General features: G+C 43.5%; 18 protein-coding genes and 1 tRNA gene. 11 read left to right on the plus strand and 8 right to left on the minus strand.

The genetic code is table 11. The features are described from left to right. Positions 1 to 47: 47 nt before the first annotated feature. Together GQR42_RS00435 and GQR42_RS00440 are read right to left on the minus strand one after the other, a co-directional pair. Positions 48 to 251: a type II toxin-antitoxin system RelE family toxin gene (locus GQR42_RS00435; protein WP_158202328.1), complete on the minus strand. Its 204-nt coding sequence runs from the start codon at positions 249 to 251 to the stop codon at positions 48 to 50. A 40-nt stretch (positions 252 to 291) separates the two neighbouring features. Next, entirely contained in the window at positions 292 to 537 is a 246-nt protein-coding gene (locus GQR42_RS00440; protein WP_158198478.1) for a hypothetical protein, read from the minus strand. A 309-nt stretch (positions 538 to 846) separates the two neighbouring features. On the opposite strand from GQR42_RS00440, the gene GQR42_RS28130 reads away from it, so the two are divergent. Further along, entirely contained in the window at positions 847 to 1,656 is an 810-nt protein-coding gene (locus tag GQR42_RS28130; RefSeq protein ID WP_233271201.1) for a PEP-CTERM sorting domain-containing protein, read from the plus strand. A gap of 94 nt (positions 1,657 to 1,750) precedes the next feature. Here the strand turns inward: GQR42_RS28130 and GQR42_RS00450 are convergent, their stop codons facing one another. The 3 genes from GQR42_RS00450 to GQR42_RS00460 all read right to left on the minus strand — a co-directional run bounded on the left by GQR42_RS00450 (position 1,751) and on the right by GQR42_RS00460 (position 2,701). Beyond that, positions 1,751 to 1,987 carry a hypothetical protein gene (locus GQR42_RS00450; protein ID WP_199273252.1) on the minus strand — a complete coding sequence of 79 codons (237 nt, stop codon included), beginning with the start codon at positions 1,985 to 1,987 and terminating at the stop codon, positions 1,751 to 1,753. A gap of 171 nt (positions 1,988 to 2,158) precedes the next feature. Next, a complete protein-coding gene (locus tag GQR42_RS00455; RefSeq protein ID WP_233271202.1) occupies positions 2,159 to 2,437 on the minus strand; it encodes a type II toxin-antitoxin system VapC family toxin in 279 nt (92 codons plus the stop codon). Then, positions 2,438 to 2,701 carry a hypothetical protein gene (locus GQR42_RS00460; protein WP_158198479.1) on the minus strand — a complete coding sequence of 88 codons (264 nt, stop codon included), beginning with the start codon at positions 2,699 to 2,701 and terminating at the stop codon, positions 2,438 to 2,440. Between the two features lie 124 nt (positions 2,702 to 2,825). Between GQR42_RS00460 and GQR42_RS00465 the strand changes: the two genes are divergently transcribed. Then, complete coding sequence (locus GQR42_RS00465) at positions 2,826 to 2,975, plus strand: hypothetical protein (protein WP_158198480.1); 150 nt, start codon at positions 2,826 to 2,828, stop codon at positions 2,973 to 2,975. 56 nt (positions 2,976 to 3,031) lie between these two features. Here GQR42_RS00465 and GQR42_RS00470 read toward each other — a convergent pair whose 3' ends face one another. Next, on the minus strand, positions 3,032 to 3,316 hold the full coding sequence (locus tag GQR42_RS00470; protein WP_002759324.1) for a Nif11-like leader peptide family natural product precursor: 285 nt from the start codon (positions 3,314 to 3,316) through the stop codon (positions 3,032 to 3,034). Between the two features lie 81 nt (positions 3,317 to 3,397). After that, a complete protein-coding gene (locus GQR42_RS00475; protein ID WP_233271203.1) occupies positions 3,398 to 3,649 on the minus strand; it encodes a hypothetical protein in 252 nt (83 codons plus the stop codon). Between GQR42_RS00475 and miaB the strand changes: the two genes are divergently transcribed. Then, on the plus strand, positions 3,648 to 4,988 hold the full coding sequence (miaB, locus tag GQR42_RS00480) for a tRNA (N6-isopentenyl adenosine(37)-C2)-methylthiotransferase MiaB (protein WP_158198481.1): 1,341 nt from the start codon (positions 3,648 to 3,650) through the stop codon (positions 4,986 to 4,988). The genes GQR42_RS00475 and miaB overlap by 2 nt on opposite strands. A 64-nt stretch (positions 4,989 to 5,052) precedes the next feature. Beyond that, the gene (locus GQR42_RS00485; RefSeq protein ID WP_158198482.1) at positions 5,053 to 5,439 is read left to right on the plus strand and encodes a DUF2358 domain-containing protein; all 387 of its coding nucleotides are present in this window, start codon (positions 5,053 to 5,055) and stop codon (positions 5,437 to 5,439) included. A 259-nt stretch (positions 5,440 to 5,698) separates the two neighbouring features. Here GQR42_RS00485 and GQR42_RS00490 read toward each other — a convergent pair whose 3' ends face one another. Next, positions 5,699 to 7,111, minus strand: coding sequence for a slr1306 family protein (locus tag GQR42_RS00490; RefSeq protein WP_158198483.1), 1,413 nt, complete (start codon positions 7,109 to 7,111; stop codon positions 5,699 to 5,701). Between the two features lie 176 nt (positions 7,112 to 7,287). On the opposite strand from GQR42_RS00490, the gene rpmG reads away from it, so the two are divergent. The 7 genes from rpmG to GQR42_RS00525 all read left to right on the plus strand — a co-directional run bounded on the left by rpmG (position 7,288) and on the right by GQR42_RS00525 (position 13,233). Then, the gene (gene rpmG, locus GQR42_RS00495; protein WP_002734724.1) at positions 7,288 to 7,482 is read left to right on the plus strand and encodes a 50S ribosomal protein L33; all 195 of its coding nucleotides are present in this window, start codon (positions 7,288 to 7,290) and stop codon (positions 7,480 to 7,482) included. Between the two features lie 40 nt (positions 7,483 to 7,522). Further along, a complete protein-coding gene (rpsR, locus tag GQR42_RS00500; protein WP_002732313.1) occupies positions 7,523 to 7,738 on the plus strand; it encodes a 30S ribosomal protein S18 in 216 nt (71 codons plus the stop codon). Between the two features lie 373 nt (positions 7,739 to 8,111). After that, positions 8,112 to 10,340 (plus strand): sensor histidine kinase, encoded by a 2,229-nt coding sequence (locus tag GQR42_RS00505; protein WP_158198484.1) that lies wholly within the window; start codon positions 8,112 to 8,114, stop codon positions 10,338 to 10,340. A 76-nt stretch (positions 10,341 to 10,416) separates the two neighbouring features. Further along, a tRNA-Phe gene (locus GQR42_RS00510) sits at positions 10,417 to 10,489 on the plus strand. Between the two features lie 159 nt (positions 10,490 to 10,648). Next, positions 10,649 to 11,392 (plus strand): HEAT repeat domain-containing protein, encoded by a 744-nt coding sequence (locus tag GQR42_RS00515; RefSeq protein ID WP_158198485.1) that lies wholly within the window; start codon positions 10,649 to 10,651, stop codon positions 11,390 to 11,392. Beyond that, positions 11,376 to 11,993, plus strand: coding sequence for a flavin prenyltransferase UbiX (locus GQR42_RS00520; RefSeq protein WP_104398397.1), 618 nt, complete (start codon positions 11,376 to 11,378; stop codon positions 11,991 to 11,993). The genes GQR42_RS00515 and GQR42_RS00520 overlap by 17 nt, the downstream gene beginning before the upstream one ends. A gap of 625 nt (positions 11,994 to 12,618) precedes the next feature. Then, complete coding sequence (locus tag GQR42_RS00525; RefSeq protein ID WP_158198486.1) at positions 12,619 to 13,233, plus strand: hypothetical protein; 615 nt, start codon at positions 12,619 to 12,621, stop codon at positions 13,231 to 13,233. The last annotated feature ends 50 nt before the right edge of the window (positions 13,234 to 13,283 follow it).

Genomic DNA, 13,283 nt, shown 5'->3' on the forward strand with positions numbered 1-13,283 from the left:
GTTTTATGGCGAAAGGAGAAACAGCAGTCTAGAAAAGAGTTCTGGTATTATTTATAGACATCGCCGCGAGGTTTAATAGTTGTAATGACGTATAGATTGTTATCTCTATCTTCAAAAAACAACACTCGATACTTACCCACTCGCAATCTTAGTTCATCTCTTCCGTAAAGGGGTTTAATATCTAATTTTGTAGAATCCGAAATCAAAGTATCCAAAGCTTCAAGAATAGGAATTTGGTCATTTTTTGGCATTCTTTCTAAGTAGCGTTCTGCTTGTCTAAGTAGAATATAATCAGCCAAGTTTATCTCCAAATAGTTTGTATTTTAATTCTGTTGAAGTGATTCCAGTATCTCGACCAGATAAATAATCTTGCCATGCTGCTTGGCTTTCAGCAAGTTCTTCGGCTGGAATGATCTCATCGTCATCTTTTGGCGCTAGGGTCGGCTTGATGATAGTTTTTAAATCCTCTAAAAGTCGCAACCTATCCGTAAGGGGAAGATTCTCTATTTGGCGGAGGATTTCATAGTAAGTTGTCATAGACCTTGATCGTATCAGATAATCCGAACACACCTCGAATAATACCACATCCAGATACTAACCAAAAATGGTAAAAGCGGTGGGCTGTTCACAACCGACTTGGTTCTGCGGTTTCTTTATCGGGATTAAGAAAGAAATATAAAGATTTATTAAACTGTAGCTTAGAATACAGTTGTGGGGGGGGGATGTGTATTGTTGGTTTCAATCGCCTTTGGTGTTGGGTTGGGTTGTTGTTTGACCTGGCTGCGAGGGGGGGTTAGTAAGCGAGATTTCGAGTAAAACGCAACGAAATAAACGAGGTTCACATCCATGATAAGTAGAAAACAATCAGAAAACAAAGTTAATGCTCTTACAAAAACGCTGTCTTCTTTGGGCATCTTAGCTGGAGTAACTATTGCGGCAACAACCCTACAAGCAACATCAGCCAGTGCAGCAACAGTTGTTTGGACGGATTGGACATCAGCAACGACAGGTACAAGTGGATCAGCTACGGGAACCATTGGCTCCATCACAGTGAACTATACTGGGGATGTCTATTTTGCCCAAACATCAGGTGGAACCAACTACTGGGATGCCCCGCCAGGACTTCCTTATATTAACAACAGTGTGGTCAGTAATGCACCGCCAGCAAGTGACATAATTGCCTTAAATACTGCAACGACTGGTTTGCCAACAAATAAGTTGACTTTTTCCCAACCCATCACCAATCCAATCATGGCTGTTAATAGTATGGGAAACCCAGGTCTTTCCGTTAGCTATACTTTTAATGCACCGTTTAACATCCTTAGCCATAACAGTACTAATCCAAATAATCCTGCTTACTGGGGTTATGGGCAATTGTCACAATCAGGAAATACCTTAATTGGGACAGAGGGAACTGGAGCGATTCAGTTTATTGGAACCTATTCATCAATTGAATTTAGTGTTGATCAGCCTGAAACTTGGCATGGGTTTACAGTAGGTAAGCTAGAACAAGTCCCTGAACCAGGTAAACAAGTCCCTGAACCCACCTCCACCCTCAGCTTCCTAGCCCTCAGCACTCTCGGCGCAGCTTCAACCCTCAAGCGCCAACTAAAATCATGTAAAACCTCAGAAAAAGAAACCACAAAAGTAGGCTAAATTGCTTCTAAAAATATGACAAATTACCCCTTCATTCAGTCAGTTAAGGGGGTTTTATTTTTTTGCTTACATCTTAAATTTAATGATTCTTAGATTAAGACGAATGATTGTTAGGATTTTCCATCAGCAATCCCTCACTGATCACAGCGACATTCAACTCATTATCTGCCGAAACAAAAGTTATAGGGGGTAAACCACTGGCTAGACAAAGTATATTAACAGCACGACCTGCTGCTAACTGGATTGCGTCATAACCTCTTAAACCATAAGTTTCCGCTAATACCATTCCTGAATTAATTAGGGTTTGCAGCAAAAAGTACGGGCGAAGCATTCGGATAGAAAATCTACGGTTTCACCGATAGGTTATTGCCCGAATGCTTCGCCCCTACAGAACGCGGGCCGATGAAGATGCAAGGTTTTGAACCACGATTCTCTCAAAATCTTGCACCTGTTTCGCTCGTAAAGCCCCAAAACCCTTACTTTGCATACATTTCACATTTATTCAGCCAGCCCTAATTATACTTTCGGTAATTTCGATGACTTGATAATCTTGAAGCGAATCCTTTCTCAACTGATGAACTATTGCTGTTGCATCCGTAACGCTAATACTTCCAGTGCGGGATCGTCGCGTAATAGCAGCCACAATTTCTACCTTGGCGATTGCGGCAATAAATATTTCATTATTGAAAGCAGCAGCAAATAATCCCAATACCCACACTGAACCAGTTTCGCTGATATAACGCTTGACCAAGGCACTACTATCTAAGAAATAAAGTGCCATTTAACGTCGTTCCTCAATCATCGTTTCTGAAATAGGTTTGCCCTCGATTTCAATCAATCGTCGCTCAGTTATCGGTTGAGATGAAGGACGCTTAATCTGCTTCACTAATCCGGCATCAAGAAGAGATTGATGAAATACCGCTTGTTTGTCAGCTTCTTCTTTATCCATAAGATACTGTTGAATCTTCTGATTAAGCTGCTGAAGTTCTTTTAACTCAAGAGTCTCAAGCTGATTCAAGATTTGAGTAAGGATTGCCTGTGTCATAATCGGCTACTTTTTTGGCTGAATCTCTTATTACTGGGGATGAAGACTTGTTAGTCCTGAACCCATTTAGAAACATTAAAATCATCACTGCATTAGAATTTTTGGATACTTATTCCATCAGTTGATGGGGTTTAGTGTTTTGCCTACTTTCCTGGCTACACCAAGATTAAAACGTAACTCAAAACACCATGCTATGGAACAACAAACTATAGAAGGAACTTGGGAGGAAACTTTACAATGCCTACACCTGTCAGGAGCGGAGAGGGGAGAATAAATAAAAATAATCTCCTGACTCCTGACGACCGACGGTTCAAAAACCGATAACTGATTCTAGCGATCGATCTCGCCTTCGTAGGGTTGGACACCGATCGAGGGATAATTATCGTGGTTAGGACTGAAAACTTCTAACACTGCATGAGCTAACTTTTGGAAAAAGTCGGGACTCTCGTGCAAGGATTTGAGTGCCGCTTCTAATTCAGGAAGGGAGAAATCGAAGCCTTGCGAGCGAGCTATCTCTAGTAATTGCTGAGGATCTTGGGTTGAGCGCATTTTTTGACCCAATTCTTCGTTTTTAGCGGCTAAGGCGAAGAAGTCGAACACTTGATTTTTAGACATATAAATACTTTTCCTTTGATGATTAAAGGTGTGGCCTCGGCGGCATTGAGGCTAAACTGCCTAGTATGGTTTATTTTTATCCTACCAGTCAGGAGATATCCTCAAAGCAAAAGTTTCGTTTTTCTTGGCTTGTATGGCTGAGTATGCTTTAGGGCTAATTCCAGGGAGATAGGGACGTGGGGAAGTGGGGAAGTGGGGAAGTGGGGAAGTGGGGTGTGGGGTGTGGGGAGAACAAAGCAGCCGCGCAGCCTCGGAGCCGACCGCCTCTTTCAAGTCAGAGGATAAATAGCCTAAAATAGAAACCTGCACTCTTGTTTCTGTAGCCAGCATCATGAATAAGTCCCCACGTCGTTACCATATCACCACCTTTGGTTGTCAGATGAATAAAGCTGACTCCGAACGCATGGCGGGTATTTTAGAAGATTTGGGGTTTCAATGGTCTGAGGATGCCAACGAAGCCGATTTAATCCTCTACAATACCTGTACAATTCGCGATAATGCCGAACAGAAGGTGTATTCCTATCTCGGTAGACAGGCTAAACGCAAACAAACTCAACCCGATCTTACTTTAATTGTCGCTGGCTGCGTGGCCCAACAGGAAGGGGAACAATTATTAAGACGGGTTCCCGAAGTGGATTTAATTATCGGTCCCCAACACGCAAACCGCTTGGGAGACTTATTACAACAAGTTTTTGACGGTTCCCAGGTGGTGGCCACCGAACCCATCCACATCATGGAAGATATCACCAAACCGCGCCGGGATAGTAATATTACCGCTTGGGTGAACGTCATCTATGGTTGTAATGAACGCTGTACCTATTGTGTGGTTCCGGGGGTGCGCGGGGTGGAACAATCTCGCACTCCTGCGGCAATTCGAGCAGAAATGGAACAATTAGGACAACAGGGTTATCAAGAAATCACCCTTTTAGGTCAAAATATCGATGCCTACGGACGGGATTTACCCGGAGTGACGGCAAGCGGCCGACATTTGCACAATTTCACCGATTTACTCTACTACATTCACGATGTGGCCGGCATTGAACGTCTCCGTTTTGCCACCAGTCACCCCCGCTATTTTACCGAACGTTTGATTAAAGCTTGTCAGGAATTACCTAAAGTTTGTGAACATTTTCATATCCCTTTTCAATCGGGGGATAATGATATCCTCAAGGCCATGAAACGGGGCTATACTCACGAAAAATACCGACAGATTATTGCTAATATTCGCGATTTAATGCCGGATGCTGCCATTAGTGCCGATGCGATTGTTGGATTCCCCGGAGAAACAGAGGCACAGTTCGAGAATACTTTAAAATTAGTCGATGAGATTGGTTTTGATCAATTAAATACGGCTGCCTATTCTCCCCGTCCCGGCACTCCGGCCGCTATTTGGGATAATCAATTAAGTGAGCAGGTAAAAAGCGATCGCTTACAAAGATTAAATCATTTAGTGGCCACAAAAGCTGCTGAACGTTCTCAAAGATATTTAGGCAGAATTGAGGAAATTTTAGTGGAAGACGTTAACCCTAAAGATGCTGGTCAAGTTATGGGAAGAACTAGAGGCAATCGCTTAACTTTCTTTACTGGAGATATTGAGGAATTGCGAGGCACATTTGTTAAGGTTAAAATTACCGAAGTCCGTCCCTTTAGTTTGACGGGAGTGATATGTTAATAGTTAACAGTGACCTCTCAACAGTGAAAAAAGGCAATAGCTATCGGGAATAATTTGGTACTTTATGGATATTATCGCTATTTTGCAGCAAGATTATCAAAGATTTCCCCTCGATCAAACCTATGACATTTATGCTGATAACGTTTATTTTCAAGACCCTCTCAATCAATTTCGGGGGATTAAACGCTATCGGGAAATGATTGGTTTTATGAGTCAATGGTTCCAAGCTATCAAGATGGATGTCCACGCAATTGAACAGCAGGGAAATATTATTAATACCCGTTGGACATTGCAGTGGACAACCCCTTTACCTTGGCGGCCCCGCATCGCTATTTCTGGACGCAGCCAATTAACTCTCGATGACAATAATCTGATTATTTCTCATATCGATTATTGGGATTGTTCGCGCTGGGATGTGCTACGTCAGCATTTAGCTTTTCCCGGTTCTTAACTAGGGTCTGCTGAAAAAGTTTTTCGTGGGGACAGGGTGTGGGGTGTGGGGTGATGGGGTGGTCACTGCGTGCGCGTTGCGGGGGGAAGTGGGGTGATGGGGAAGTGGGGAAATTGAACTAAAACCCTAAAACCCTAAAACCCCAAAACCCCAAAACCCCAAAACCTGACTCCTGACTCCTGACTCCTGAATACTGACTCCTGACTCCCCAAAACCTAAGACTCTGTACCTCACAACTATGGAAATTGCTATAGATTTTTTAACCAGAAAATGCCGACCAACGAGCGCTCGTTTGCTTGACAAAATCCTGTAAAAATGCTAGGCGTTGATTTTGTTCCCAGACCTGTTTAACTTTATTCTGCAAACTCGTCCAATTCCAATCATTATTCAGTTGCTCGTTAATTTCCTGTTCTTGGAAATATTCAATTAAACTTAAACCAGCTAAACGAGTTAGATAGGCTGCTCCAATTCCTTGCACTGTACCACCAGCAATATAAGTAATCGCATTTCCCTTGAGAATTGTTCCTAATGCCTGAGTTGTCACCTCTACCATGCCCAATTGTACCATCATTTTCCCTAGGGTAGTCATGGCTGTTTTTGCTTGTTCAAGGGACATTTTTTGTTGATAAATTGCCCCTAAATCCATTAACATTTGAGCGTTAGTGGCCGCCGCTAAAACTAAATCTAGGGCCGCGAGAGGATTAGCAAAAGTGGCAGTAGCGGCTATCCATTGGTATTGTTCGATAACAGGTAAAGCCTTTTTGCGTCGGGATTGATTGAGTAATTGTTTGGTTTCCTTTGCCAATTCGAGCGCTTGTCTCCAGATAGTTCCAAGAACTAATTCGGACTTTTCTTGTTCGATAAGTTGTCGGAGATGATTATCTAGATTATCAATAACAATAGCTTGGGGTTCCGTCCATTCCTTGATTTCTCCATTGCTTTGATGTTGACGAACTTTTAGGGGTTCAGGGGCAGCGGCTATGGCTAAAATATGATGAGCAGCAATAGTTTCTTTCAGTCTTTGTTTCAGGGAAAGGAGAATTTCTTCTCTGGTTTCGACGGGTAAACGATCCTGTTTATTCAGTAACAGGATAACACGCTGGTGCATTCGATCGAATTGCTGGAGGATTTGCCATTCGGAATCGGTTAAATCCCCATTGATAAGATATAAAACTAAGTCGGCTGCCAGAGCTTTTTTCTGGTTAGCGGTGCAGTCGAAAGTTAGAAGCGGTTCCGTTTCCAGAAAAGCGATAGATTCCCCAAAGTTGACCCTTTCTAGTAGTTTTTTTAAGGCAGTTTTACCGGTTTTTCTAGCACCGGTAATGGCAATTTTCAGATCTTGGCGACCAAATTCTTGATTTAATTGGGTTAAAGTGGTTTTGAGTGGGGTTAAGTCTTGATTAGGGTCTTCTTTGGCCAGATAATTAATTATCTTCTCGGCTTTGCTAATCGCTTGTTTAACCTTTTCTAGACTCAGGGGAGTGGGGGGGGGAAAATCGATTTTCGAGTTGGGTTTTTGCCAAAACCAGATACCAGTACCAAGAGCAATCGCACCTAAAATACCCCAGGAACCGATTTCGCTCAGTCTGCTATTGAGAGTTTCCCCCAGGGTGAAAGCGATGGTAATGCCTATCCCCGTCACTAAAATCGGTTTACCCAATCTTACCGTCATTTTTCCTCATCCTCGCCAACTGCTGTGATTATTCTAGCTTTTTTGTGCTGGATTTCATCCCAAGCCAAACTTTTTAGCCGACAATTCCCTGCGTTGCCCCGGCCGCTCTTGCCTAAAAAGCCCCAGATATGTCATAATGATCGATTGCGTGTAAATTTACCCGATCCCCTGTTGTTATGGCTAGTAAAAAAGGCGTTCGCCTAATCATCACTGTAGAATGCACGGAATGCCGCAGTAATCCCGATAAGCGTACCCCCGGCGTTTCTCGCTACACCACCAGCAAAAACCGTCGCAATACCACCGGCAGACTGGAAATCAAGAAATACTGTCCCCACTGCAATAAGCACACCGTCCACAAGGAAATTAAGTAAGCACACTTTAGTTAAAAAGTCAAGCAATCTTTACAAATCTATGAGCTACTATCGTAAACGTCTCTCCCCCATCTCCCCCAGTCAACCGATTGACTACAAAGACACCGAACTCCTCCGCAAATTCATCACCGAACGCGGCAAACTTCTACCTAGACGCATCACTGGTTTAACTTCTAAACAACAGCGAGATTTAACTGAAGCGGTGAAACGGGCCCGTTTAATGGCTTTATTGCCTTTTGTCAACCAAGAAGCCTAAATTCAGTGATCAGTAATCAGTAATCAGTGAACAGTGACACTGAAAATAACATATATAAGTAATAGGACAAAATTAACTTCTTGGTGAGGATAGGCACTCATCTAAGGAGTAGTTAGATATACTTAATTAATTGTGTCTAGCTACTTAACTTAAAACTTAAACCTGATCACTGATAACTGGTCACTGATAACTGATAAGCGATCTCAGTATATTGGGGTTGCTTTCTCGTTTTTGCAAAGAAATATATCGAAATCGGCAGCGGATGGGAAAATTTGTGCGAGAATCTAAAGAAATTGTTAAATCGCCCTAGGAGTAGCCAACGATTTTGTGATTATCGATCCAAATCCACCAATTAGCACAAGGGGAGGCTCTTATGGAAAAGCAGCCATCAGAAATCGAGATCGAGCTAGATACACAGCTAAAAGCGGAGGATTCCGAGCAGTTTCTGCGTAGTATATTTAATTCCGTGCAAGCGTCGATTTTTGTAGTGGACGTGCTGGAAAATAGAGATTTTCGCTATGTGGGAGCAAACCCCGTTCATGAACGCTGGACAGGATTGCGCTCATCGGATATTAAAGGCAAAACTCCCGAACAAATCCTTCCCCCCGATGATGCGCGTAGTGTGCGGCAACACTATAGTGATTGTGTGCGTTACGGAACGACTATTTCCTACGAACAGTATTTACCTTTTCAAAATATACCCTACTGGTGGCTAACGACTTTAACACCCCTACGGGATAACAATGCGCGTATCTATCGTTTGGTGGGAACCAGTACCAATATCACCGAACGCAAACAGGCCGAAGAAGCTTTAAGATTACAAGCAGAACGAGAACAACTACTGGGGGTAATGCAGGAAAGAATCCGACAATCGTTGGATCTCGATCGCATTTTGCAAAGAACCGTTAAAGAGGTGCGACAATTCCTCAACTGCGATCGAGTGTTAATTTATCGTTTATTCCCCGATCATAGTGGCATGATTGTGGTGGAATCCCATACCCCGAGGATTAATTCTGTCTTGGGAAACAGCATCGAGGATCCCTGTTTTAATTTATCCCCAGAACGTCTGGAAAATTATCGTCGCGGGAGAATTCAAGTTATTGAAAATGTTCATAATTCGGGACTTGATCCCTGTTATCGCAGCTTACTCACCTCTTTGCAAGTACAGGCTAACTTGGTGGTGCCAATTATCTGCGATAACCAACTCTGGGGGTTACTAATTGCCCAAAATTGCCAAAAAACTCGCTCTTGGCAATCCCAAGAAATCGATCTGCTTAAACAATTAGCCATTCAAGTGGGAATTGCCATTCAACAAGCAGAACTACACCAACGGGTAAAATGCTTGAATACTGCCTTAGAATCGGAGGTTCAGCAAAGAACCGCCGAATTGCAGATGACTTTGAAGTATGAAGCATTAATCGGACGGATTACCGAAAAAATTCGCGATAGTCTCGATGAAAATCATATTTTGCAAACCACCACCAGGGAATTAGTCCAGGTTTTACCCGTAGAACGGGCCCAAATTGAGCTTTACAATCCCAGTCGCAGCCAAGCTACTATTGTCCACGAATACACCACTCAAGAGTTTATTTGTCAGGGAATTAGCCGTCAAATTAGCGATTTTCCTGAAATCTATCAACCGCTGCTGCACAAACAAATTTTACAATTTGTCGATCGTCTTCCCCTTGGCAATCCCCAAATCTGTCGTGTTAACCGTTGCGCTTGTCCCATCTTTGACGATCAGGGTTTTTTGGGCAATATTTGGCTAATTCGACCAGCTAATCAGATTTTTAACGCCTTAGAAACTAATTTGATTCAACATATTGCCACCGAATGTGCGATCGCTATTCGCCAGGCGCGACTCTACGAATCTTCCCAAGCACAAGTGAGGGAATTAGAAAAACTGGAAAGATTAAAAAGCGAATTCCTGAAAACCCTTTCCCATGAACTGCGAACCCCGATTACCAGCATTCGTCTAGCGGTGGAAACCCTAGAAAGTCTCCTAGAATATCAAGGGATCGAGATCGATCCACAGGATTCGATCGGTCAACTGTTGCAAATTCTTAACATTGAATGTCAGCGTCAGAGTAAGTTAGTTAATGATTTGTTGACTTTAACCTATCTAGATGCGGAAACTGAACCTCTGGCGATCGAAACAATCGACTTACTTTCTTGGCTACCCTTATTAGTGGAACCTTTTCGCACTCTCACCAGCGAGCGACAACAGCAGTTAATTTTAGATATAGATGGGGATATACCGGAGATTAACAGCAATCTTTGTGATATAGAACGCATCATAGCGGAATTACTGACCAATGCTTCTAAATATACCCCAGAACAAGGGATAATTAGGGTAAATGTCAGGCGTGCGGACGAGCAAATATTAATCAGTGTGAGTAATTCAGGAGTAGAAATCGCTCCAGAGGAATTATCAAGAATATTTGCTCCTTTTTATCGCATTCCTAACCAGGATCCCTGGCGCTACAGTGGCACAGGTTTAGGTTTAGCTTTAGTCAACAAACTGATTAAACCCCTGAATGCCACCATTGATGTCACCAGTGCCAATGCTGTCACCACTTTTACCCTCACCTTGCCAATCTAGTCGAGCAGAAAACTTTTTAGAAAAAAACCTTGCAATTATTTCGAGGGCGTGCTATATTGATAAAGGACTAAAAAAAGCCGAGATAGCTCAGTTGGTAGAGCAGAGGACTGAAAATCCTCGTGTCCGCGGTTCAAATCCGCGTCTTGGCATCACAAAAACACGAAAATCGGATTTAACGCACAGAAAACGGGTTTCTCCGAGAAACCCGTTTTCTACTCATGCAAAACTGAAAAGTCTCCCCAACCGGCAACTACTTTTGGATTTTGGGCTTGACGTAAGCGGTCACGGATTAAGATAATCTAACAAGTATGTACGACAATGAAATCCTAGATTCTAGCAACTCCTTAGATAATCCTCTCGATGGGAGCGATCCGGACAAAGCAGCGGAAATCCCCCCCGATCCCGAGGAAATGCTCTCATTGCTTACTTCTGCTCATCTGAGCGAGAGAATGATCGCCGCCCGGGCCTTTTGTGAATTGCGTGACGAAAGAGCGATCGCCCCCTTACTAGAGATGTTAAGCGATGTCTGTCCCCTAGTGCGTGTCAGTGTCGCCTACGCTTTGGGCAGAAATCCCAGTCTTAGCGCCGTGGAGCCTTTAATCGATCTACTGGCCAGAGATTGGAATGGTTACGTCAGAAAAGGAGTAGTTTGGGCCCTGGGTAACTGTGGTGATCCCAGAGCGATCGAGCCTTTGGTTCATGCTCTTAAAACTGATATTTCGGCGGTGCGATTATGGGCTGCCAGTAGTTTGGCCCAGATTGCCAAGGTCAATTATGAAGATATCATCACCGTCTTGCCGCCTTTAATTGAAGGATTGCGCCGAGATTTAATCGCGGCGGTGCGGAGTAATTGCGCTTGGTCGATCGGTCAATTATGCCGAGAATTGCCCTTAAATGTGATTTATGCCACGGCGATCGATGCTTTGATCGAGGCCTTGGTGGAAGATGAGGATTTAGGTGTCAAGGAAGATGCGAGGGGTGCTTTATTAAAAGTGGGCGACCCGAGAGGATTACAATTGATCGAGGAATTAGAGCTTGAAGGAATTATCTAAACCGCTAATTTTGGGCGTGACGGGGGCATCAGGGCTGATTTATGCCGTCCGTACTCTCAAATATCTACTTTTAGCCGACTACACGATCGATCTAGTGGCCTCCAAATCAGCTTACACTGTCTGGCAAGCGGAAGATAATATTCGGATGCCTCCAGAACCGGAGCTGCAAGAACAATTTTGGCGCAGTCAATGCGGGGTGATGGAGGGGGGAAAATTACGCTGTCATCGTTGGGGTGATGTGGGAGCAACGATCGCCAGTGGTTCCTATCGCACCCTTGGTATGGTAATTATTCCCTGTAGCATGAGTACAGTGGCCAAATTAGCGGGGGGATTAAGTTCCGATTTACTAGAAAGAGCGGCCGATGTGCAGATTAAGGAGGGCAGAAAATTGGTTTTAGTGCCGCGAGAAACCCCCTTTAGTTTAATTCATCTGCGTAATTTAACTACTTTAGCCGAGGCGGGCGTTAGAATTGTGCCAGCAATACCGGCATGGTATCATCATCCCCAATCGATCGAGGATTTGGTCGATTTTGTTATCGCTCGTACTCTCGATCAGTTAGATATCGATTGTGTGACAATTAATCGCTGGCAAGGACATTGACAGTTATCAGTTATCAGTTATCAGTGGGTAAGTTATCAGTTATCAGATGTAAGTTATCAGATGTAAGTTATCAGTTATCAGATGTAAGGGACTTGCGTGGGAATAATATCCCAGCTTTGAAAATCGCTCTGTAGAAGAATCAGACTAGCCAGATGGCACATTATCAAAGCGCAAGTCCCTTATTGGAAGGGGTTCTCGAAGGCTCTCCCCCTACTTAGGGTGATCAGCAAACCCCCTGCGCGCGGAGGGCGCAAGCTTTGCGCCCCTACAGTAACGGATTTTGTCCACAATGTAGGGGCGAACTGCGTTCGCCCAAAAGGTACATTATCAAAGCGCAAGTCCCTAAGTTATCAGATGTAAGTTATCAGATGTAAGTTTTAAGTTAATTAGTTAGTTAGTTATCTTTATCTTTATACCTGATTACTGTTTACTGATCACTGTTTACTGATCACTGTTTACTGATTACTGTTTACTGATCACTGTTTACTGATCACTGTTTACTGATCACTGTTTACTGATCACTGTTTACTGATCACTGTTTACTGATCACTGTTTACTGATCACTGTTTACTGATCACTGTTTACTGATCACTGTTTACTGTTTACTGAATCAAGGGAGGTAAAAATGGGCTGGATTATGGTCTTATTTGCGATCGCTGTGGGCGGATTACTGATCTGGCAGAATTTGGGGGTGATCACTTTGGTCTTTTTTGGCGGTATTATGACGGTAAAACTGCCCCTAGCTGTCTGGGTGTTACTTTTCACCCTAGCGGGAATTATCAGTGGTTTAACCCTGCAATTTCTCTATAGTTTTGGTCGTCCTTTGGCTGCCCCCAAAGCTTCCCCTCCTATAGCCAATAATCCCAAAGTTCCAACCCCATCTCCCCGACCTACCTATATTCAAGATTCTGCTGCGTCTGCACGGGGTAACGATTGGGAAAGAGATAGCGGTGATGATTGGAATTTTGATACACCCCCCGAAAAACCGACTACCATTCAGGATCGGGAAGAATTTCCGCCTAGGGTTGCCGATGAGGAAAGAGCGGATTTTGTCAAGCCTCCAGATGACAGTTCTCAAACTGGCTCGGTTTATTCCTATAGTTACCGCACAGCCAAACAGAGTCGCGGGGAAAAAGCCGATCAAGTTTACGATGTCAATTATCGGATTATTACGCCCCCTGCCCAGGATCAAAACGGAGAACGGGAAGTAAACAAAGGGGATGAAGAGGAGTGGATATAAACTTTGACAGAGTAGAGTTTTCTACCCGAATCGCTCAGAGAAGACAAGCT

It is taken from the genome of Microcystis aeruginosa FD4, from assembly GCF_009792235.1.
In the GTDB taxonomy this organism is placed as follows: domain Bacteria; phylum Cyanobacteriota; class Cyanobacteriia; order Cyanobacteriales; family Microcystaceae; genus Microcystis; species Microcystis viridis.

What these genes read in the sequence shown, in the direction of transcription:
- GQR42_RS00435 (WP_158202328.1), bottom strand. Translation starts at nt 251, where the DNA reads ATGCCAAAAAATGACCAAATTCCTATTCTTGAAGCTTTGGATACTTTG.
- GQR42_RS00440 (WP_158198478.1), bottom strand. Translation starts at nt 537, where the DNA reads ATGACAACTTACTATGAAATCCTCCGCCAAATAGAGAATCTTCCCCTT.
- GQR42_RS28130 (WP_233271201.1), top strand. Translation starts at nt 847, where the DNA reads ATGATAAGTAGAAAACAATCAGAAAACAAAGTTAATGCTCTTACAAAA.
- GQR42_RS00450 (WP_199273252.1), bottom strand. Translation starts at nt 1,987, where the DNA reads ATGCTTCGCCCGTACTTTTTGCTGCAAACCCTAATTAATTCAGGAATG.
- GQR42_RS00455 (WP_233271202.1), bottom strand. Translation starts at nt 2,437, where the DNA reads ATGGCACTTTATTTCTTAGATAGTAGTGCCTTGGTCAAGCGTTATATC.
- GQR42_RS00460 (WP_158198479.1), bottom strand. Translation starts at nt 2,701, where the DNA reads ATGACACAGGCAATCCTTACTCAAATCTTGAATCAGCTTGAGACTCTT.
- GQR42_RS00465 (WP_158198480.1), top strand. Translation starts at nt 2,826, where the DNA reads ATGGGGTTTAGTGTTTTGCCTACTTTCCTGGCTACACCAAGATTAAAA.
- GQR42_RS00470 (WP_002759324.1), bottom strand. Translation starts at nt 3,316, where the DNA reads ATGTCTAAAAATCAAGTGTTCGACTTCTTCGCCTTAGCCGCTAAAAAC.
- miaB (WP_158198481.1), top strand. Translation starts at nt 3,648, where the DNA reads ATGAATAAGTCCCCACGTCGTTACCATATCACCACCTTTGGTTGTCAG.
- GQR42_RS00475 (WP_233271203.1), bottom strand. Translation starts at nt 3,649, where the DNA reads ATGATGCTGGCTACAGAAACAAGAGTGCAGGTTTCTATTTTAGGCTAT.
- GQR42_RS00485 (WP_158198482.1), top strand. Translation starts at nt 5,053, where the DNA reads ATGGATATTATCGCTATTTTGCAGCAAGATTATCAAAGATTTCCCCTC.
- GQR42_RS00490 (WP_158198483.1), bottom strand. Translation starts at nt 7,111, where the DNA reads ATGACGGTAAGATTGGGTAAACCGATTTTAGTGACGGGGATAGGCATT.
- rpmG (WP_002734724.1), top strand. Translation starts at nt 7,288, where the DNA reads ATGGCTAGTAAAAAAGGCGTTCGCCTAATCATCACTGTAGAATGCACG.
- rpsR (WP_002732313.1), top strand. Translation starts at nt 7,523, where the DNA reads ATGAGCTACTATCGTAAACGTCTCTCCCCCATCTCCCCCAGTCAACCG.
- GQR42_RS00505 (WP_158198484.1), top strand. Translation starts at nt 8,112, where the DNA reads ATGGAAAAGCAGCCATCAGAAATCGAGATCGAGCTAGATACACAGCTA.
- GQR42_RS00515 (WP_158198485.1), top strand. Translation starts at nt 10,649, where the DNA reads ATGTACGACAATGAAATCCTAGATTCTAGCAACTCCTTAGATAATCCT.
- GQR42_RS00525 (WP_158198486.1), top strand. Translation starts at nt 12,619, where the DNA reads ATGGGCTGGATTATGGTCTTATTTGCGATCGCTGTGGGCGGATTACTG.